The 17,722-nt window shown below is 65.5% G+C and carries 29 protein-coding genes and 1 tRNA gene; 17 read left to right on the forward strand and 13 right to left on the reverse strand.

All coding sequences use genetic code 11. The features are described from left to right. Positions 1-111 precede the first annotated feature (111 nt). The 7 genes from ACFQPB_RS07625 to ACFQPB_RS07655 form a co-directional block, all read right to left on the reverse strand. The gene (locus ACFQPB_RS07625; protein WP_382221427.1) at positions 112-495 is read right to left on the reverse strand and encodes an HNH endonuclease signature motif containing protein; all 384 of its coding nucleotides are present in this window, start codon (positions 493-495) and stop codon (positions 112-114) included. Further along, positions 495-704: a hypothetical protein gene (locus ACFQPB_RS07630; RefSeq protein WP_382221429.1), complete on the reverse strand. Its 210-nt coding sequence runs from the start codon at positions 702-704 to the stop codon at positions 495-497. Before ACFQPB_RS07630 ends, ACFQPB_RS07625 begins: the two co-directional genes overlap by 1 nt. A gap of 254 nt (positions 705-958) precedes the next feature. Beyond that, a complete protein-coding gene (locus tag ACFQPB_RS07635; protein WP_382221432.1) occupies positions 959-1,366 on the reverse strand; it encodes a hypothetical protein in 408 nt (135 codons plus the stop codon). Then, positions 1,353-1,697 (reverse strand): hypothetical protein, encoded by a 345-nt coding sequence (locus ACFQPB_RS07640; RefSeq protein WP_382221433.1) that lies wholly within the window; start codon positions 1,695-1,697, stop codon positions 1,353-1,355. The genes ACFQPB_RS07635 and ACFQPB_RS07640 overlap by 14 nt, the downstream gene beginning before the upstream one ends. 367 nt (positions 1,698-2,064) lie before the next feature. Next, on the reverse strand, positions 2,065-4,740 hold the full coding sequence (locus ACFQPB_RS07645) for a VapE domain-containing protein (RefSeq protein WP_382221435.1): 2,676 nt from the start codon (positions 4,738-4,740) through the stop codon (positions 2,065-2,067). An 18-nt stretch (positions 4,741-4,758) separates the two neighbouring features. Continuing rightward, a complete protein-coding gene (locus ACFQPB_RS07650; RefSeq protein ID WP_382221437.1) occupies positions 4,759-5,073 on the reverse strand; it encodes a hypothetical protein in 315 nt (104 codons plus the stop codon). Then, a complete protein-coding gene (locus ACFQPB_RS07655) occupies positions 5,070-5,567 on the reverse strand; it encodes a phage regulatory CII family protein (RefSeq protein WP_382221440.1) in 498 nt (165 codons plus the stop codon). The genes ACFQPB_RS07650 and ACFQPB_RS07655 overlap by 4 nt, the downstream gene beginning before the upstream one ends. Positions 5,568-5,813: 246 nt before the next feature. On the opposite strand from ACFQPB_RS07655, the gene ACFQPB_RS07660 reads away from it, so the two are divergent. The 3 genes from ACFQPB_RS07660 to ACFQPB_RS07670 all read left to right on the forward strand — a co-directional run bounded on the left by ACFQPB_RS07660 (position 5,814) and on the right by ACFQPB_RS07670 (position 6,965). Beyond that, positions 5,814-6,083: a hypothetical protein gene (locus ACFQPB_RS07660; RefSeq protein WP_382221443.1), complete on the forward strand. Its 270-nt coding sequence runs from the start codon at positions 5,814-5,816 to the stop codon at positions 6,081-6,083. A 90-nt stretch (positions 6,084-6,173) separates the two neighbouring features. Then, positions 6,174-6,419 (forward strand): hypothetical protein, encoded by a 246-nt coding sequence (locus ACFQPB_RS07665; RefSeq protein ID WP_382221445.1) that lies wholly within the window; start codon positions 6,174-6,176, stop codon positions 6,417-6,419. Positions 6,420-6,527: 108 nt separating this feature from the next. Then, on the forward strand, positions 6,528-6,965 hold the full coding sequence (locus tag ACFQPB_RS07670) for a hypothetical protein (protein WP_382221447.1): 438 nt from the start codon (positions 6,528-6,530) through the stop codon (positions 6,963-6,965). Between the two features lie 8 nt (positions 6,966-6,973). On the opposite strand, the gene ACFQPB_RS07675 is transcribed toward ACFQPB_RS07670, so the two are convergent. Then, positions 6,974-7,249: a YdaS family helix-turn-helix protein gene (locus ACFQPB_RS07675; RefSeq protein WP_382221449.1), complete on the reverse strand. Its 276-nt coding sequence runs from the start codon at positions 7,247-7,249 to the stop codon at positions 6,974-6,976. A gap of 71 nt (positions 7,250-7,320) precedes the next feature. Between ACFQPB_RS07675 and ACFQPB_RS07680 the strand changes: the two genes are divergently transcribed. Beyond that, complete coding sequence (locus tag ACFQPB_RS07680; RefSeq protein WP_382221452.1) at positions 7,321-7,713, forward strand: hypothetical protein; 393 nt, start codon at positions 7,321-7,323, stop codon at positions 7,711-7,713. Positions 7,714-7,883: 170 nt separating this feature from the next. Here ACFQPB_RS07680 and ACFQPB_RS07685 read toward each other — a convergent pair whose 3' ends face one another. Next, positions 7,884-8,411, reverse strand: coding sequence for a hypothetical protein (locus ACFQPB_RS07685; protein WP_382221455.1), 528 nt, complete (start codon positions 8,409-8,411; stop codon positions 7,884-7,886). A gap of 158 nt (positions 8,412-8,569) precedes the next feature. Here ACFQPB_RS07685 and ACFQPB_RS07690 point away from each other — a divergent pair, with 158 nt between their 5' ends. Further along, positions 8,570-8,851, forward strand: a complete 282-nt coding sequence (locus tag ACFQPB_RS07690; RefSeq protein WP_382221457.1) for a hypothetical protein — start codon at positions 8,570-8,572, stop codon at positions 8,849-8,851. Positions 8,852-8,972: 121 nt separating this feature from the next. Here ACFQPB_RS07690 and ACFQPB_RS07695 read toward each other — a convergent pair whose 3' ends face one another. Together ACFQPB_RS07695 and ACFQPB_RS07700 are read right to left on the reverse strand one after the other, a co-directional pair. Then, positions 8,973-9,224 (reverse strand): hypothetical protein, encoded by a 252-nt coding sequence (locus ACFQPB_RS07695; RefSeq protein WP_382221460.1) that lies wholly within the window; start codon positions 9,222-9,224, stop codon positions 8,973-8,975. A 76-nt stretch (positions 9,225-9,300) separates the two neighbouring features. Further along, positions 9,301-9,615, reverse strand: coding sequence for a hypothetical protein (locus ACFQPB_RS07700; protein ID WP_382221463.1), 315 nt, complete (start codon positions 9,613-9,615; stop codon positions 9,301-9,303). On the opposite strand from ACFQPB_RS07700, the gene ACFQPB_RS07705 reads away from it, so the two are divergent. Genes ACFQPB_RS07705 through ACFQPB_RS07755 form a run of 11 tightly spaced genes read left to right on the forward strand, consistent with a single transcriptional unit; the run spans position 9,614 to position 15,699 of the window. Further along, complete coding sequence (locus ACFQPB_RS07705; RefSeq protein WP_382221466.1) at positions 9,614-9,925, forward strand: DEAD/DEAH box helicase family protein; 312 nt, start codon at positions 9,614-9,616, stop codon at positions 9,923-9,925. The two genes, ACFQPB_RS07700 and ACFQPB_RS07705, sit on opposite strands and share 2 nt — an antisense overlap. Beyond that, the gene (locus tag ACFQPB_RS07710) at positions 9,922-10,197 is read left to right on the forward strand and encodes a hypothetical protein (RefSeq protein WP_382221468.1); all 276 of its coding nucleotides are present in this window, start codon (positions 9,922-9,924) and stop codon (positions 10,195-10,197) included. Before ACFQPB_RS07705 ends, ACFQPB_RS07710 begins: the two co-directional genes overlap by 4 nt. Beyond that, positions 10,194-10,337: a hypothetical protein gene (locus ACFQPB_RS07715; protein ID WP_382221474.1), complete on the forward strand. Its 144-nt coding sequence runs from the start codon at positions 10,194-10,196 to the stop codon at positions 10,335-10,337. Before ACFQPB_RS07710 ends, ACFQPB_RS07715 begins: the two co-directional genes overlap by 4 nt. 2 nt (positions 10,338-10,339) lie before the next feature. After that, positions 10,340-10,663: a hypothetical protein gene (locus tag ACFQPB_RS07720; RefSeq protein ID WP_382221477.1), complete on the forward strand. Its 324-nt coding sequence runs from the start codon at positions 10,340-10,342 to the stop codon at positions 10,661-10,663. Next, the gene (locus ACFQPB_RS07725; RefSeq protein WP_382221480.1) at positions 10,660-11,202 is read left to right on the forward strand and encodes a DUF4406 domain-containing protein; all 543 of its coding nucleotides are present in this window, start codon (positions 10,660-10,662) and stop codon (positions 11,200-11,202) included. The genes ACFQPB_RS07720 and ACFQPB_RS07725 overlap by 4 nt, the downstream gene beginning before the upstream one ends. Continuing rightward, the gene (locus ACFQPB_RS07730; RefSeq protein WP_382221483.1) at positions 11,199-11,750 is read left to right on the forward strand and encodes a hypothetical protein; all 552 of its coding nucleotides are present in this window, start codon (positions 11,199-11,201) and stop codon (positions 11,748-11,750) included. Before ACFQPB_RS07725 ends, ACFQPB_RS07730 begins: the two co-directional genes overlap by 4 nt. Then, positions 11,750-13,903, forward strand: coding sequence for a ParB/RepB/Spo0J family partition protein (locus ACFQPB_RS07735; protein WP_382221486.1), 2,154 nt, complete (start codon positions 11,750-11,752; stop codon positions 13,901-13,903). The genes ACFQPB_RS07730 and ACFQPB_RS07735 overlap by 1 nt, the downstream gene beginning before the upstream one ends. Positions 13,904-13,911: 8 nt before the next feature. Next, positions 13,912-14,361, forward strand: coding sequence for a hypothetical protein (locus ACFQPB_RS07740; protein WP_382221489.1), 450 nt, complete (start codon positions 13,912-13,914; stop codon positions 14,359-14,361). After that, positions 14,358-14,840 (forward strand): hypothetical protein, encoded by a 483-nt coding sequence (locus ACFQPB_RS07745; protein ID WP_382221492.1) that lies wholly within the window; start codon positions 14,358-14,360, stop codon positions 14,838-14,840. The genes ACFQPB_RS07740 and ACFQPB_RS07745 overlap by 4 nt, the downstream gene beginning before the upstream one ends. After that, on the forward strand, positions 14,837-15,478 hold the full coding sequence (locus ACFQPB_RS07750) for an ASCH domain-containing protein (RefSeq protein WP_382221495.1): 642 nt from the start codon (positions 14,837-14,839) through the stop codon (positions 15,476-15,478). The genes ACFQPB_RS07745 and ACFQPB_RS07750 overlap by 4 nt, the downstream gene beginning before the upstream one ends. Beyond that, on the forward strand, positions 15,475-15,699 hold the full coding sequence (locus ACFQPB_RS07755; protein ID WP_382221497.1) for a helix-turn-helix transcriptional regulator: 225 nt from the start codon (positions 15,475-15,477) through the stop codon (positions 15,697-15,699). Before ACFQPB_RS07750 ends, ACFQPB_RS07755 begins: the two co-directional genes overlap by 4 nt. A gap of 1 nt (position 15,700) precedes the next feature. Here ACFQPB_RS07755 and ACFQPB_RS07760 read toward each other — a convergent pair whose 3' ends face one another. Together ACFQPB_RS07760 and ACFQPB_RS07765 are read right to left on the reverse strand one after the other, a co-directional pair. Beyond that, entirely contained in the window at positions 15,701-16,702 is a 1,002-nt protein-coding gene (locus ACFQPB_RS07760; RefSeq protein ID WP_382221500.1) for a tyrosine-type recombinase/integrase, read from the reverse strand. Between the two features lie 139 nt (positions 16,703-16,841). Continuing rightward, positions 16,842-16,930: transfer RNA gene (locus ACFQPB_RS07765), tRNA-Leu, on the reverse strand. Between the two features lie 266 nt (positions 16,931-17,196). Between ACFQPB_RS07765 and ACFQPB_RS07770 the strand changes: the two genes are divergently transcribed. Continuing rightward, positions 17,197-17,718 (forward strand): putative pterin-binding protein, encoded by a 522-nt coding sequence (locus ACFQPB_RS07770; protein WP_382221501.1) that lies wholly within the window; start codon positions 17,197-17,199, stop codon positions 17,716-17,718. Positions 17,719-17,722: the final 4 nt, after the last annotated feature.

Consider the following 17,722-nt stretch of genomic DNA (forward strand, 5'->3'; position numbering starts at 1 on the left):
CCCCCTCCAAAACTATCGCGCGTAAAAATTTGAGGAACCGGTCGGTCTGGGGAGAAAGGGTGTGGACTTTCACCCTCCCCCTCCCCTGCCGCCTGGGCGGGACCGCGCCGGTCAGCGCTTGACCACCGGGGCGCGCCCGAAGGCGCCGTCCTCGCGGGCGGTCTTGATGTCGTGGCAGCGCTTGCACAGCGGCTGCCAGTTGTTGCTGTCCCAGAACAGCAGCTTGTCGCCCTTGTGCGGCTTGATGTGGTCAACCACCACCGCCTCCACCACCTCACCGCGCGCCTCGTGCATGCGGCACAGTGGGTGTGCCCGCAGGTAGGCGGCGCGTGCTTTCTGCCAGGCGCTGGTGTATCCACGCTCGTGGGCGGTACCGCGCCTGGCGTCACTGGCCTGCGTGATCGCGCGCTTGTGCTTGTCGCACCGGCCTGAGCCGTCGCGCACCAGCTGGCCGCAGCCGGGGTGAGTGCAAGGCCTGGGTGCGGACGAGGGCATCAGGACAAGAAGTTGACTTGCTGCATATCGGATTCGGAGAACCCGTTGCTGACGCGAATGTTCTCGTCGACGCTCAGCGCCTGCGCGATCACGCTCATGGTGTCGAGCAGATCGCGCTTGTCCCAATGACCTCGCTCATCAACTGCCCGGTTCTTCCAGCACAAGGTGAAGCGATCTTGCGGGACCGACCGAGAGGCCGGGTGGTTCACCCCAACACAGATGAACGAAACGGGGGCGGACGGCGCCGACTTGCTTGGCGCGTCTGACCCGAGGTTCGCCAGAGGTGTGCAGTCCGACCGGCACCGAAAGCAGATTGATTCAGTGACAGTTCCCATATCAACTCCAAGACGCACCACAAAAAGAAAAACCCCGAAGCACTCGCGCACTACGGGGTTCGGCTGCAGTAAACAGTGAGTTGTGGTGACACGTTCGCTGCAGCTTGCCTGAAATGTACCGAAAAGGTCTATGTCGTAAAACTCCTTTTTGCAGTCTGCTCACGCTTCTGGCGCAGCTCTGCGCGGGCGGTGAACCAGGCTTGCAGGGCGTGGTCGGCCTGGTCGAGGTGGGCCTTGACGGTGGACTCTGCCTTGCACAGCGCCTTGGCCGTGCGCTTGATGTCCCAGTTCTGCACGTAGATGTGGTGCAGCGTGAGGTACAGGTGGCTCTTCACCAGGCGCAGGCTGTTGACGGCATCCTCGGTCTCGCTGGCGTCCAGGTCGTTGATGGGGATGACGGCTTCACCTGGGCCCGAGCGGGGCATGAGCCGCACGAAGGCCGACTGGCTGGGGTAGCCCAGGCCGCCACCGTCGCGCTGCTGGTGCCAGCGCGCCCAGTTTTCCAGGCGTTGCTTGATGTACTCAATGCGCGCCATCGGCTGCCCCCTTGCCCGCAGCTGCAGCCACAGCAACCGGCGCCCACATCACCAGGAACGCGCACCCGAACTGCACCATGAAGCGCGCCATGTCGGCTTGCACATCGGGCAAGTTGAAGGGCGTGCCCACCACGTGGCCGCGCTCCACGGCGTAGAAGCAGTTGGCTTCACCCCGCAGGCCGCGCCGCACCAAAGCATAGGCCTCGTTGCCCATCATCTGAGCCTGGACGACGATTGCCTTGTAGGTCTCGGGCATCTCGGCCTTGATGAGCTGTACACGCGCCTGCACATCAACCTGCTGGCCCGGCTTGTCTGCTGTCCTGGTGTCCATACTGTCCAACACTTTCTATAGAGGGATAAGGTGATCGGGGGAGCGGCACACGCGCGAGCGCGCTCATGCGCCCCTGATCACACGCCCGCCCGCCTTGGAAATTCGCGCTGTCCACCGGTTGGGCAATGCAGCAGCTTCAACCCCCAAAAGAGGGGGAACACCACTGCCATAGCCCTCCATGGAAGGGCCTGGCCACCGTGGACACTTGGACACTCAGGTCATAGGCGCGTGAACCGACATCCCCGCTACCGCGCCACAGTGGGGGCACTCGCCTCCCAGCCCTTCGGGCACACCGCTGCCAATCTTGCGTCTGGCGGTGTCTGCAGCACGGCGCGTTTCAGCGGCCCATGCCTGGTGGTGTTGATGGTCAGAACGGGGCATCGTCGCCTTCGTCTGTGGTGGGTGGTGGTGGCGGCGCGGGCGGCACCTCATCGTCGTCAGGGCGGGCAATGGGCCAGCCCTTGGGCCGCAGGTAGCCGTTGGCGCGCACGCCGTTGATCTGCTTCTTCGTGTGCTCCCAGCCCTCGCTGTCGAGCCACGCGCGGATCTGCCCATCCAGCGCCGCCGAACTTTTGCCCGCGTCCACGTGCAAGGCCTCGTTGAGCTGCTTGATCGTCACGAACTCGGTCAGCTCGTTCACGATGGCGCCAATGCCAGCCGCCACGGGTGGGCGCGTCAGCACCTCCAACAGTGCCGACATGACCGTGCTCTCCACCAGCCGCTTGTCCTGCATGGGCACGAACAGCCGTTCCTCTTCGTCAGGCTTCGGGAAGAAGCGCGCACCGGCCAGGTACTCGGCAAACGCCTCACCCAGCAGCTGGTCGCGGTACTTCTGCAGCCACTCGATCTTGACCCGGTTCTTCACCGGCACCGGCCACCAGCGGCGGTTGCCCGTGCGGTCCCTCAGCCATTGCTTTTCATTGGTGGTGCCACCCAGCACACACTGGCGCGGGTAGGCCTCCACCACACGGCCATAGCTGGGCCGGTAGCGGTCCACCTCGGCACTGATGAAGGCCTTGATGAGGTTGATGTCTGACTTGCTGAACGCGGCCAGCTCGGCAATCTCGTACACCCACAGGCCTTGGACCTGCTCTTGGCCATCCTTGCCGCGCCCCACATCAAAGTGGGTGTCGCTGAACCACTGCTTGCTGGCCAGCACCTTGAACAGCGTGCTCTTCATCAGCCCGCCCTTGCCTTCCAGCACCATGCAGTAGTCGAACTTGCAGCCCGGGTCCATCACCCGGTTCACCATGCCCAGCAGGAAGAAGCGCCCCACCAGGCACAGGTATTCGTGCACCTTGGGCGGCAGCAGCGCGGCGCCGGTCTTCGGGTCAATCTCACCAATCACCCACGGCAGCCACTTGTCCAGCCGCTTCGTGCCGTCCCACACCTTGCCGTCGTGCAGGTCCAGCAGGTAGTCCTGCACCGGGTGAAATTCACACTGGTGCGCCACCGTCTCAATGGCCTCGCTCAGCGCCGCGCGGCTGATGGTGGGCAGGCCGTAGCGCTGGCTCAGGTAGCGCCCCAGCAGCAGGTCGGTGGCGCCCGTCATTGGGCCCGCTTCGATCTTGCTGCCAGGCAATGGCCGGCGCAGATCGATGTTGTTGGTCAGCTTGTTCACCGCCACCAGGCCCACCAGGTCGGGGTCGTTTTCCAGCGCGGCAATCACCAGCTCGCGCGACACCATCCAGTAGTACTTCTTCCGGTTCCAGAACGGCGTGAGCCAGTCCGGGCGGCCACCATCACTTGAACCGCCGTCCTCAGCGCCAGCGAGGGGATCGCGATTTTTTCCGCCACCCTTGCCCCCACTCCCACCGCCCGCAGCGGCAGGCGCGGCATCAGGCGCAGGCGCATCCGCACCCGCATCCCCAGGCAAAGCAAAGGCCCCGCCAAAGAACGCGAGCACGCGCGCACCGTCCCACCCGTCGGTGTTGATGGCGTCGCCGCAGTCCCAGCCATCGGGCACGGCACCAGGCGCGGGGATGGGCAGCAGTTGCACGGTGCAGGCGTGCACGTCGCGCAGGTGGGCGCCGATGCCCAACATGGCGGCCATGCCCGGTTGCTCGTGTGCGGGCAGCAGCGGCTTGCTCTGCTGCACCACGGCCTGGGCGGCTTTGTCGGGGTGGGCCTTGCGTTCGGCCACGGTCAGGGCTTCGTGCTTGGCATCACAGTCCGGCCACAGCAGCACGGTGCACCCGGCCAGCCAGGCCCAGTCGGCCTTCTTCCAGGCCTTGCAGCCGCCGGGCCAGCTGGCCACGCAGTACACACCGGAGGCGGTGGCGTCCAGCAGGGCCTGCAGGGCGTCGCCCTTCTTCTCGCCTTCCACCAGCACAACGGTGCGGCCGTTGGGCAAGGCATGGCCCGGCAGGTACAGCGGGCGGGGTTCGTCAAACTGCCGCCACGTCCACTTGGCCGTGCCCGTGTGCGCGCTCACGCACCAGGTGTAGGGCAGCGTGTCTTTGCCGCCGTCGCTGGTGCGAAAGCGCACCACGTACCCGTGCAGCTCATCGCCCGCGCGGTAGGTGGCGGTGTGCTCAATGTCTTGCGCCTGGCGGTGGTGGTGTTTGAAGGTGGGCGCCGGTGCCATGCTGGGCACAGGGCGCACGGTGGTCCAGCCCTCTTCCACCCGCTCGCGCTTCGGCGCGGCAGGCGGCGGTGGGGGGCGCTCAATGCGCTGGTGCTCAGCACTGCGCTGCACACCGGCCACATCCTCCAGGCCCTCATCACGCGCCACCTGCACGGCGGCTTTGCCCATGGTCAGGCTGTGGATGGCGGCGTACAGGCTCACCAGGTCACCGCCTTGTTCGCCGGTGGCAAAGTCGGCCCAACGGCCGTTGTTGAGGTTGACGCTGCAGCTGGTGCCTTCGCCCCCGCTCAGCCCGCCACACACCCACTCGTGCCCGCGCTTCACGCCACCCGGCAGCCAGGCGGCCACCAGGTGCTCGGCGTTGTGCAGCAGCGCATCGGCCAGCGCCGTGAAATTGATGGGGGGCAGCGGCCCCCGCTCGGGCCTTGCGCCCGGCGTCTGTTGTTGTTCGGCCATGTGTGCTGGGGGTGCTGGTCAGGCCGCCTGGGCGGCGCTCCATCCACCCAGCACCCGGGCCAGGTCCACAAACGGGGCGCTGTTCGCGCTGTCGTCGGCCTGCAGCTGGGCGGGCACGTATTCCGCCACCGGGCGGTTGCGGTAGTCCACCCGGCGCAGGCGGGCAATCTCAAGCGCACCACAGCGCTTGAGGTTGTCCACCGTGCGGCGTGCGGCCAGGTAGCCCACACCCGCGTGTGCGGCCAGCTCGGCCAGCGTGGGCGCCTGGTGCGGCTGGGCCAGTTGCACGGCCGATGTCAGCAGCGCCTGCCGAATTTCACCCGCTGGCCTCATGCGCCACCCCCTTGGCGGCCGGGTTGGGCGTGCGCGGCGTTGTTGGCGTGGCACACGTCCAGCAGGCGCTGCACGGCCACCATCAGCTCCATGGCCTGCTCTTCAATGTCGCGCTTTTCGCGGTCGCTCACCACGCCATCGGCCATGGCTGTCAGCACGGCCTGGGTCAGGTCGGCGGCTTCCTTGTTCTCGGCACCCAGGCGGGCCAGCAAGGCCTTGGCATCGTTGTCGCCCGTGCGCGCATCCTTCACAAAGCGCCCGCCACTCTCAGCGGCCACCACCACGGCGTAGGCGTCGGCGTCCACCGCGCCCACCTCGTGGCACATGCTGGCAATGGCGGCGGCCTCTTCCACGCCCAGGTGGCGGCTGCGGTCGCTCACCGACAGCTTCTTGCGCAAGTCCTCATCACTCAGGCCCAGGCGGGCGGCCACAGCAGGCCGGCCCCCAGGGTAGTAGCGCACCATGCGCGCCAGTGCATCCACAGCACCACTCATGACCATGATCCCTTCAAACAGACAAAACGATTCACAGGCGCGCCGGCTGTGCCGACACTGCGCCCATGCACAACAGAAAGACCCCACCGACCCAACCCGCACGCTTGCGCGGCCGGAGGAAAGCCCATGCGGGCCGGGTCACGGCTGACTGCAGCCGGCGCGTGGTGGGGAAAGGGGGCGGGCCGGCCACTCCCGCTACGATGGGCGCTCCTACACACCACAACGCAGCCCAGGGAGGGCCAGCCCATGAACGAAAAATTCGTCGCACAACTCATTGCCGAACTGCAGGCAACCCAGGCCCAGGCCATTGGCCTGCTCACCCAGGCGCTGTGCCGGCAGTTGGACGCGAAGAAGCTCAAACGAGACTTAGAAGGCATCAGCCGCGCCTACGAGCAAAGCGCCCAGGCTTCGCGCCTCGTGCTGGTAGTGCTGCAAAACGCACAGGCCGCAGCCCACGCCGAAGCAGTTTTGCAAGCCAACGATCAAGCCGGCGGCGCCCATCCCAGCCACAGCTGAGCATTTCGCCCAGCTCGTGCAGCCACAGGGCGCGCGTTTGTTCCAGGGCTTCAGCCATTGATTACCTCCAAGCAAGAAAAATAGACAGACATGACACAAGACATACCGCTGGCACCCATTGCGGGCTGGACCACCGGGCCCATACCGGCATACGGCGCGGTCATCCTTCGCCTCGACTACCTGCTGCACCCAACGCAGCAGCCAAGCGAAGCCCTTCAGACGCCACACTTCGTGCTGACCGCTGCACAAGCCCTAGAGCTGAGCGAGGCACTGAAAAAACACGCAGCGGCGTTGAAAGACGGACCACCAGAAGGCACGGGGCTACCGAAACACTGACGCCAACCTCAGCCATTGGCAAACTCCTGATTGAAAAAGGGGGCGGGCCGGCCCAGCCCGGTACATTGGTGGCTCTGACCCACACCAACGAACCGAAGGGACCGACCCATGGAAATCGCCTCAGCCCTCGCCGGGCTCAAAGCCCTGATCGAAGTCACGAAAGCGGCCGTAGACGCCAGGGACGACACCAAAGCCAAGGGCGCGCTCCTAGACATGCAAAGCCGCCTGATGGACGCCATGTCGGCAGCACTGGAATCACAGGCCACGGCTCATTCGCTTCAACTGGCGCTCCATCAAGAGCAAGAGAAAACTCGTGTTCTGGAAATGAAGCTTCAGGAACGCGCGCGATACACGCTCGCGCAAATAGCGCCCGGGCAAGGTGCGATGGCATATCGCTTCGAGCCAGACGAGGAAGGGAGTCCAACCCCATCGCACTACGTATGCCAGCCGTGCTTCGACCAGGGCCGGAAATCGGTTCTTCAACCAGGCGACCTTTGGGGATCCCCAACATGGACGTGCAGCCTTTGCAAGCTGCGACTTCCTTGACCAGTCCATCACGCCACCTCCCGCTCTGCATCCTTGATGCGCTCAACGGGCGCATCGGCGCGCGCCTGCAACTCCGGCCAGATCAGGCGCCAGTCATGCGGGCGCATGTCCCAGCGCATCACAGCACCCCGCGTGGCCCGCTCAATGGCGGCGGCCAGCTCGGGCGAGCAGGGGCGCAGCCTGTAGCCCACGTTGCGCAGGTGTCCAAATGTGGTGCCAGCCGCTACAGCCAGCGCAACCCGTTCCGTTTGCGGCAGGGGTGCCAGGTAGGTTTTGAGGTTCATGCTTTATTACACCATTGGGTGACATTCTATGTCAACACCAAATGATGATGTGAACGGTGTCAAGTTGCGCTATGAGTGAACTGTCTGACGTCTACCGGAATCGCCTGAATGCGATATGCGTCGCCAAAGGCTGGGTCAGTCAAAAAGACCCCACCCGAGGGGCACCGTCAGAGCTTGTGAAAATTTTTGGGCGCACCAGCTCTTTTTGGAGTGACCGACTGCGAGGCCACCGCCCAATCTCCCACGATCTCGCCTATGAAATTGAGGACAAACTGGGCCTGCGCCGGCTTGAGCTTTCAGAATGGGAAGAATCCCCATCCCCGACTGGCTGGCCTTTTTCGAGCAGCCTCTATGCCGCCATATTGAGCCTGGACAGCAATGCACTCCACCGGGCTGAAAACGTACTTCGCGCCCACCTCGACATGCCCGGGCTACCAATCACCGAAAACCAGAAAGCCGCCTGAAAGCAAGCGCCCGAATCTATCGATTTCCAGCCCGTTTGTAACAGGTTGAAACGCAAACCAAAATCCACAATCAGGGAGCCAGCACATGCCACACGCCACCCGGCCCAACGACCCCGACCAACCCATTGAGCGCAAAGACCTGCCCCGCCCGCAAGACAGGCCGCGCCAGATCACATAAAACGCCGCAACAAGGCCGCCGCCCCCGCGCCCAGCAGCGCCGCCACCGGGGTGGTGACCATGGACTTGTAGGCGTTGTCCACCACCGCATAGGCCGCCGCGCTGGCGGTGCGGTAGTCGGCAGCGGCGCGGTCGGTGGCGCGCAGGCTGGCCTTGCGCAGTTCGGCCAGCGGGTCAATGGTGGGCTTGCCCTCATGCGCCAGCTCCGCATTGAAGCGCTGCCATTCGCCGTAATGCTCCACCAGGCCGGCCTGCGCCCAGGCTTTCACCGGGCTTGACACCAGGCCCTGCCGCGCCACCTGGCGGGCCAGCACAAACCACAGCAGCGCCGCCCCCAGCAACGCCCCCGCCAGCACGGGCGAGGCGTGCCAGCGCTCCAGACCCAGCGCCCCCATGCCGGCGCCACCACCCAGCAGCAACAGCAGCAACTGGTGGGCACGGGTGCGCACCACGTCCAGGTTGGCCAGGCTGAACTTGGCCGCCTCTCGGCTGTTGAATTCGGCCACATCGATCTCGGTCATTTCCCTACTCCACTGAGGCTTGCAGACCCCATTCTGACGGGCGCCACATGCACCACGTGGTGTGATTTTGCACGAAATATCACCAACTGGTGTTGACATTGACATCACCGTTTGATGTAATTGCATCCGCACCCCACTCAAGGGGCGATGGAGTCGAAATGCAAGCCGCAGCCACCCCCACCACCAACAACCCCGGCCCGCTGATCTGGGTCGTGTGCCACAACGAAGCCGCCCGTGACGCGGACGTGCTCCTGGGCGAAGCGCACCGCTTGGCGCGCCTCAAGCCAGCACCCACCCGCCAGGCGCTGATCAGCGCGCTCTATTCGGGCTACCACGAGCTGCGGAAAGAAGCGGGGCACTCAGCCGAACGCGCCCTCAACCGTGGCCTGCTGCTGTTCTGCTGGCCCAGCACCAAGGTGCTGCAAGGCGGTGCCGCATGAACGCGACCCCGCCCCGCCACCTGCTGGACGATTTGGTGCAGAACCACTGCATGCCCGGCCCCGGCCCTGGGCTGGTGGGCATCCAGTACCGTGCGCCCTACCAGCGCCACACCACGCTGGTTTACGTGCCCGAGGTGGAGCTGGACCGCGCCAGTTCTGCAGCCTCGCAGGCGTCGGCCAGAGGCGAAAGCACCGCCAGGATGCCCACCACATCGGCGGGCGTGGCAGCGGGCAGCAGTGATTCGGCAATCGATCGCGCCGTCAAAAGCCGTTCGTACACCAGAAGCGCCGCCCGGCCTTCTTCGGTGCGCCCCATCCGGTCAACGATGCGCAGGCGCGCGTCAAACGGGTCGGTGTTGCTCAGTGTGTTCATCGGCTCCCTTTCGGCCATGGTTGTGACAGGCCGCCATGCTACGCGGTGCACGGAAGGGGGTGCGGCATGAGCCAGCTCAGCGCCTCGGTATCTGCCGCAGCCAATCGTCTGGCTGCCCACCTTCGCGCACCCACAGCAATACACACCGGGCCAGCACCGCTGGCGTGGCCCAGCTCGGCAACGGGTGGTGCTGGCTGCTCGGGTCGTGCATCGCTGCATCCCACACAGCCTGCTTTACGTGATTGGCACGTGCCCACGCAACCAACTTGTCGCTGGCCGTCTCCGTCAACAGGCGGTGGTTTTGTGAATACGCGGCAGCGCGGCCCGTCTCAGGGTCCAGCAGCAGTGTGTACGGCAGCTTGAATTTCTCAGCAGAGGTCATTTCATCCATGGCAAAACTCATTCACATTGTTGGCCCGCAGGGCTCCGGCAAAACGATGCTGGGCGCACTCATCATCGCCGACCTCAAAAGACGCGGCAAGACGGCCTTGTGCCCGCAGGACCACGGCCTGATCGACTACCGAGAGACCCGCGAGCCGAACAGGCTTCGAGACCGCGCGTTCATCGACCCGGAGACGGGCAAGGCCACAACTTACGACGTCCTGGTCATCGAGCACGAGCGCGATCTGCCACCACTGGGGCAAGTGGAGCACAGCGATCAGGTCATCCATTTGCAATGGGCCAGAGAGGTGCAGCGATGACCCCCGCCAACACCCTCGCCGCCCTGGCCCTCATGGCCGTGCTGGTGGGCGCCACCGCCCTGAGCGGCGACGACGAGCGCGACGCAATCAACGCCCAACTGGCCCGGCAAGACGCCCAGGCCATGCAAGCCCAGGCCGACGCCGACGAGCGCGCCGCCTTCGAACTGGACGTGCGCCAGGCCTGCGCCCACATCCACGGCAACCGCGCCCGCGTGCTGCGCGTGGCCGGCACCGGTGAGCTGGTGTGCAGACGTGTGGAGGTGGTGCTGTGAATCACACCGAGTTCTTCCTGATCCTGGCGGCCATCTATCTCGCGCCTTCCGTCTCGCCCCGCCTTCAGCGCCTCACCGCGATCGCCTTCACAACCGCCGCTGCGGTCACCCTGTTGGCCAAATTCGGATACCACATCTGATCATGGCCCCCGACCTCTTCGGCGCCATCCACGCCCAGTACACCGGCCGCCTGCTGCGCGCCCCCGAGGTGCGCAACAAGGTCATCGACGGCGAAGGCCACATGGTGCCGGTGCTGTGCCTCGACATCGAGAGCGACAGCCCCATGCGCCTGCCCATCCATGTGGAACAGCCCTACCCGCTGGACCACCACGCCCAGTGCCAGGCAGCCGCCCGGCGCCTCACCAAAGGCATGCACATCACCGTGGAGGCGCCCATGGTGGGCGTGCGCCTGGTGGTGGCCAATGCCACCCACATCCACCCCCAAACCACACAGGAAGCATCTTGAGCCACCCCGCCAGCACCGTGCAACTCACCCTGCGCGACACGCCCACCGGCGCCGTTGCCGTGCACAGCACCTTCAAACCCGCCGTGGGCCACCCCGCCACACCCGCGCAAAGCCTCGCGCTCGACATGCTGCGCCGCTCCCCGCGCGAATGGCCGGTGGACTTTGCCGACGCCGAGCCCACGCCCGGCCAGAGCCGCACACCGCGCATCTACATCAGCGGCCCCATCACCAACGTGGCAGACCACAACCGCCCCGCCTTCAACCTGGCCGCGCAGGCCCTGCGCACCGCCGGCTGGCAGGTGTTCAACCCCGCCGAAAACGGTGTGCCCGATGAGGCCCCCTGGGCCGAGCACCTGCGCGTGGACATCAAACACCTGATGGACTGCACCCACGTGGCCACACTGGACGGCTGGCAAAACAGCCGTGGCGCCACGCTGGAGGTGCGCGTGGCCACACAACTGGGCATGCAGGTGAGCAGCCTGCAGCACTGGCTCAGCCAGGCCACGGAAGAAGCCCGCGCCACGGAGGCCGCAGCATGAGCAAGCGCCCCGGCCCCCTCAACAAGTTCGCACCCCACGGCCTGCCGGCCAAGGTCATCACCTTCTTCCTGGCCAACCCCGAAGAAACGCTCACCCGCGTGGACGTGGCCGAAAAATTCAGCGCCACCGCCAGCAGCGTCCACACCCAGCTCAAAAGCGCGGTGGACAGCGGCGCCCTGCTGCGCGTGCCCGACGAAGACGGCGAGTACGTCTACAGCCCAGGCCCGGCCATGGCAGCGGCGCGCATTGCAGGCAGCGCCACACGCCGCACCCCGCGCCCACCCGTGTACGTGGACCCCACCGACATTGCCAAACTCAAGCCCGAAAAAGGCGTGCCCGTGCCCCTGAGCCGTGTGCACGGCGGCTGCAAGTGGGACGGCATCTTTGCCAAGCTGACCGAGCCCGACACCAGCGTGCCCCTCAAGTTCGAGTGGTACGTGCCCCTTCTGGCCGAAGCCACCAAGCGCAACAAAAAGGGCGAGGACCACCCCCAGTACCTCGTGCGCAAAACCAGCCCCACCACCGCCCGCCTTTGGAGGACCAAGTAATGCCCCTCACCGCATACGAGCTGGGCGGTGCCCAGCCCGACAACGCCTGGCCCACCGCCAAAACCATCGAAAACGAGGCCACCGACCCCACCCCCACGCCCGAGCAGCACTTCGCCGTGCTGCCGCTGGAGGTGGTGGTGGCCAGCCTCACCAACCCGCGCAAGACGTTTGACCAGGCCAAGCTGCAGGAGCTGGCCGACAGCATCAAAGCCACGGGCGTGCACCAGCCCATCCTGGTGCGGCCGCTGCCCGGCAGCCGCCTGCAAGACACCTTCTTCGAGGTGAACACCCTCACCCGCCGCACCGGCCCCAAGCCCACGCACGAAATCATCAGCGGCGAGCGCCGCTACCGCGCCAGCCAACTGGCCGGCATGCCCACCATCCCTGCCATGGTGCGCCACCTCACCGACGACCAGATGCTCGAAATCCAGATCATCGAGAACCTGCAGCGCGACGACCTCACCCCGCTGGAAGAGGCCGAGGGCTACGAGCACCTGATGCAGCACGCCGGCCTCAACGCCGACCAGGTGGCCGCCAAGATCGGCAAGAGCCGCAGCTACGTGTACGCCCGCACCAAGCTGCTGGACCTCGGCCCCCAAGGCCGCGAGGCCCTGCGCGAAGGCAAGCTGGACGCCAGCCGCGCCTTGCTGGTGGCGCGCATCCCAGACGGTGAGCTGCAAGCCAAGGCGGTGGAGGAACTGACCGAGGAAGACTTCTACGGCCAGATGCCCAGCTACCGCCAGGCGTGCGACATCGTGCAGCGCGAGTTCATGCTGAAGCTGGAATACGCCAAGTTCCCCATCAAAGACGCCACCCTGGTGCCCGCCGCCGGTGAATGCAAGGCCTGCCCCAAACGCACCGGCGCGAACCCCGACCTGTTTGCCGACGCCAAGGGTGCAGACATGTGCACCGACCCCAAGTGCTATCACGGCAAAGAGGCCGCCCACCAGGCGCGCCAATTGGCCGAGGCCCAGGCGCGGGGGCAAACCATCATCACAGGCAAAGAGGCCCGCGAGCTGATGCCCCACAGCTGGAGCACCCGCGTGGAGGGCTACCTGCGCCTGGACGACGCCAGCGACAGCCCCACCGACAAACCCCTGCGCACCGTGCTGGCCAAGCAACTGGCCAAGGCCGATGTGCAGCCCATCCTCGTGGCCAACCCGCACAAAGAAGGCGACCTGATCGCCGTGCTGCCCACCGACAAGGTGGCCGAGCTGCTGCAGGCCAAGGGCGACAACAAAGCCGCCAAGAAACTGCAGGGCGATGCCGAGGCCGAAGCCAACCTGCAGGTCGAGCGCGAACGCGCCGAAGCCAAAAACGCCCTGGAGCAAGCCTGGCGCTGGGCCGTGCTGGAGGCCACCTGGCAGCAAGTGCACGAGCGCACCCAGGGCCAGACCAGCGGCCCCGAACTGGACCGCGTTACCCGCCACATTGCCACCAGGGCCGCCGACCGGCTCAACCAGGACGACGCCAAAAAGCTGTGCAAGCTGCTGGCCCTGGGCAAAGTGGCCCCCAAGGAAGGCCTGCTGGACTGGGTGCGCAACGACAGCACCAACCCCGGCGCCGCCCTGCTGCTGATCACCATGTTCAACGAGTGCGGCTACCACCCGCACCTGATGGACTACAGCGGCAAAGACGGCAACGACGCCCTGTGGCTGGTGGCCGAAGCCTTTGGCGTGGACAAAGCCGCCATCGAAGCCCAAACCCGCGCCAACACCCGCGCAGCCCAGGCCAGCGCGCCCACCACAGCCGCACCCGCCGCCGAGGCCACGGAAGCCTCTCCACCCCTGCACCCTGCTGCGCAAGCGCGTTCTGCGCGAGGGGGCAAGCCCAAAGAAGCAAACCGCCGACCCCCCGCTGCGCGAGGCGCAAAACAGGCGCCCGACGAAACGCCCAAGCTCAGCGCTGCCCATGCCTTATCAGGCATCGCTGCCGCGATGCAGAAAGACGAAGCGGCCGCTTCGACGGCCGCCGCTGACGCTGCTGGCGATGGCGCTGCCGATGAGCACGCTTCGGATGTCAATCCAGGCGCCGCTGACGCGTCGCAGGGCGATGAGGCGGCCGCTTCGACGGCCGCTGGGGAAGACCAGGGCGCGACGACCAACAGCATGGCCAACCCAGACCTGTGGCCGTTTCCGAAGGGGCGGGTATGAGCGCCACCATGCACGATCTCCACGCCGTCGGCTTGAACCCATTCGCCGTGCAACTGCTGGCCGAGTCCATGCTCAAGTCGGCCTATGTCCAACACTGCGGCACCAAGCCACTGACATTCAACTACCCCGTGCAGCGTGAGGACTGCGCCGGTTGGCTGGGCGTGCGCATCACGATTGAAGCGGTGTCGGTTGATGAGCAGCCGCAGGCAGAACCCGACATGCTCAAGGTATGCGAGGCGCTGGGCTTTGACCCAACGAACCACCACAACGCGGCCAAGTGCCCGTATTGCCGTGGGCAGCAGCCGCAGGCCGAGGCGGTGCCGAGCGATGTGACAGACGCAATGGCGCTCGCATTCCACCGTGCACTGACTGACGGCGCAATCGGACAAAGCGAGGTCGAGGAAATCAAGACCGGGCTTCGGGCAGCCATCGCGGCCCAGAAAGCGAGCGCCACATGAACGGCCGCAAAAAACCCCGCCAACCCCGCTGGCCCGCCCGCGTGGACTCCATGCGCTTGGCCATCATCAGCGCCGCATGCCTCACCGACGCCGAGACCGCCGCCCTGCTCGAACCCCTCCACCTCGCGCTGGCAGCAGCGCGGCAAGCACGCGCCACCGACGACGAATGGTCCAACCTGGCCATGGCCTGCGCCGTGGCCCAGGCCATCGAGCGCCAGCGCGTGGTATGCGGCCTGGCCGAGCACCTGCAAAGCGCCCACAACGTCCTGCAGGCCATCGCGGCCCGCAGCCACACGCCCCAAGGCTGGCGCCCCACCCCGCTCTACTTCCACGAGATCGACGCCCTCACCACCTTCGTGGATCTCCACCACTTCCAGATCAAGCAACTGGGCGCCGCCGAATACAAACGCGCCGTGCACGCCGCCATCAACGAAGTGCAGCAGCTGACGGCCACAGGGCTGTGTTTGGAGGCGGCATGAGCAAAGAACGCCCAATCCTTTTCAGCGCGCCGATGGTGCGCGCCCTGCTGGCTGGCACGAAGACGCAGACACGGCGGGTGGTAAAGCAGGAACCCCCAGACGAAGTCGACGGTTGCTGCTGGGTTGACCTCGACGGCGTCCACCAATTCGCCTGGACCATCGGCGAAGACCAGGACATCCATCCATCGGCGACACAGTTTTCTTGTCCCCACGGCCAGCCCGGCGACCGGCTGTGGGTGCGGGAGACGCACTACCTCCATGGCATATGGGGCGTGCACAAGGACGAGCACGGCAAACGTCGCTGGAGTTTCCACCCGAACCGGGACATGGGCGTCCAGCTCTCGGAGCCGAACGGCTTCATCAGGGGCCGCAGTACGACAGTGCCAGGGTGGCATCGCCGCCCCAGCATCCACATGCCCCGCTGGGCCAGCCGCATCACCCTGGAAGTGACCGAGGTCCGCGTGGAGCGGCTGCAGGACATCAGCGAGGCGGATGCCCAGGTCGAGGGCGTCTACACCGACCCAGCGTGCCCTGCCTACGACGCATATGCCCAGCTCTGGGACGAAATCAACGGCGCTGGCTCTTGGGAGGCCAATCCCTGGGTCTGGGCGATCACATTCAAGCGAGTTGAGAAATGAGCGAAGCCGCCATCGAAAAAGAACTGCGCAGCCTGCGCGAAACCGTGGCCACACTGGTGCGCATGTTTGGCCCACGCCTCACACGCGAGCAGGTGTGCCTGCGTCTGGGCGTGAGCCGCCCCACCCTGGCCAAGCGCTTGGAGCTGGGCCAGTACCCACGGCCGGGCAAAGACGGCAAGTGGCTGCTGTCAGAGATCCTTGAGTGGGAGGCCCGGCACTGACTTACAGCCGCTTGGCCAGGTCGCTGGCCTTCGGCTGGTAGTAGGTCATCGCCATCTTCGGGTTCTTCCACCCGAACATCGTGCACAAGTCCAGCACGTGGAGGCGCTGGGCGATGCGTGTGGCGGCTGAGTGCCGCGCATCGTGGAAAGTGAAGCCCTCCAACCCGGCCCGCTTGCGGTACTTGATGAACATGGCCGCCAGGGTCGGCGGCGTCAGCCCGAACACGCTGGACTCGTCCCAGCCCTTCATGCCCGCCACAATCCGCCGCGCCACCGGCGACAGCGGCACATGCCGGCCGGCGCCCGTCTTGCTGGTGTGCAGCACCACGTAGTCGTCGCGCACGTCGGCCCAGGTCAGGGCGCACAGCTCGCCGGCGCGCATGCCGGTGGACAAGGCCAGCAGAAAGCAAGCCGCCACCGCCTGGCCCACCGACCGCACGGGCCAGCCATACCGCAGCGCCCGCAGCATCTTGCGCACCTCAGGGCCGGCGATCACGCGGGTGCGGTGGTCCGGCTCAGCAGGCCTGGTCACATCGCTCATGGGGTTGGCGGGAATCCACCCCCACTCGCGCCGCGCCACCTCCAGCACGTTGCCCAGCAACGTCATGTCGCGCAACACCGTGCCGCGCGTCGTCACCTTCAGCCGATCATCGCGCCAGGCCACCAGGTCGGCCTTGGTCACATCGGACAGCTTGGCATCGAGCGGCAGGCGATGGCCCGGTTTCTCGTCAGTCGGCGGCCGTTCATACGCCTGCAGCCGCACCAGCTCCCAGCGCTCGCCCCGCTTCTTCGGGCTCACCTCTTCGGCGTACTTGCGCAGGGCATCCCGCAGCGTTTTGACAGTGCCCACCTTGCCACTGCCGATGGCCTGCAGCTCCGCTTTTCGGGCCACCGCCCACTCCCGCGCCTCGCGCGCCGTGGGGAAAGTGCCCGAGTCGCGCACACCGCGCACCTCAACCTGAATTCGGTACGTGCCCTGGGGTGTTTTCTTCGGCGTGGCCATCGGGGGATTGGTGGGGGATTTTCGGGGGCAAACACCTTACAAATGTTCGCGCTGGCTGGAATATACCGAAAACCCACCGGCCCGGAAGCCTTGATTTTTCTACGTTTTTACGACAATCGAAAAACGCTAGAAACCTATGTGGTGCCCCGAACCGGACTTGAACCGGTACGCCCGATGAAGGGCGGCAGATTTTAAGTCTGCTGTGTCTACCGATTTCACCATCGGGGCCAGGCCCGTATTTTCGCCGCAATTCGTTCAGTCACCCCTTGGCCCGACCACGCCAGGCCCCGACCCCGAGCCGGGCAGCAAGGCGCAATAAAAAAAGTTCGATTTACAAATATTAAAATCAATGCATTTATAATCAATAAAATCATTTAAAAGTGAAAACGCCTGGAAATCGCGGTGGAAAGAAGCTATAGTTCCGCGCATTGTCAAATTTTTTGCTATTGATAACCACGAGTTGTCATTTTGCAGAACCTGCAAAGGAAACCCACATGCCCACCCGCCGCCCCGTTTTGCACGCCCTTTGGAGCACCCTGGCACTCGTTTGGGCGGGCCTGCTGCCGTCGGCCGCGTGGGCCCTGGACGCGCCCAAAGGCAAGGTGGTGCTGACCGTCAGTGGCAAATTGGGCGCCAGCAATCGGGCGGGCAAGGCGGTGTTTGACATGGCCATGCTCGAAGCCTTGCCACAAAAGACCTTCACCACCATGACACCGTGGGAGAAAACGCCGGTGAAGTTCTCCGGCCCGCTGCTGCGCGATGTGCTGGCCGCCGTCAAGGCCCAAGGCAGCACGCTCAAGGCGGTGGCACTGAACGACTACAAGATCACCATTCCCCTGGAAGACACGACCAAGTTCGACCTGATGCTGGCCCACCGCATGAACGACAAGCCGATCCCCGTGCGCACCAAAGGGCCGCTGTTTGTTGTCTACCCGTTTGACAGCAACCCGACGCTGCAGAACACCGTCTACTACGAGCGTTCCATCTGGCAATTGGGCGGGCTGGAAATCGACTGAGGCC

The organism is Hydrogenophaga atypica, assembly GCF_042665215.1.
Lineage (GTDB): Bacteria > Pseudomonadota > Gammaproteobacteria > Burkholderiales > Burkholderiaceae_C > Hydrogenophaga > Hydrogenophaga defluvii_A.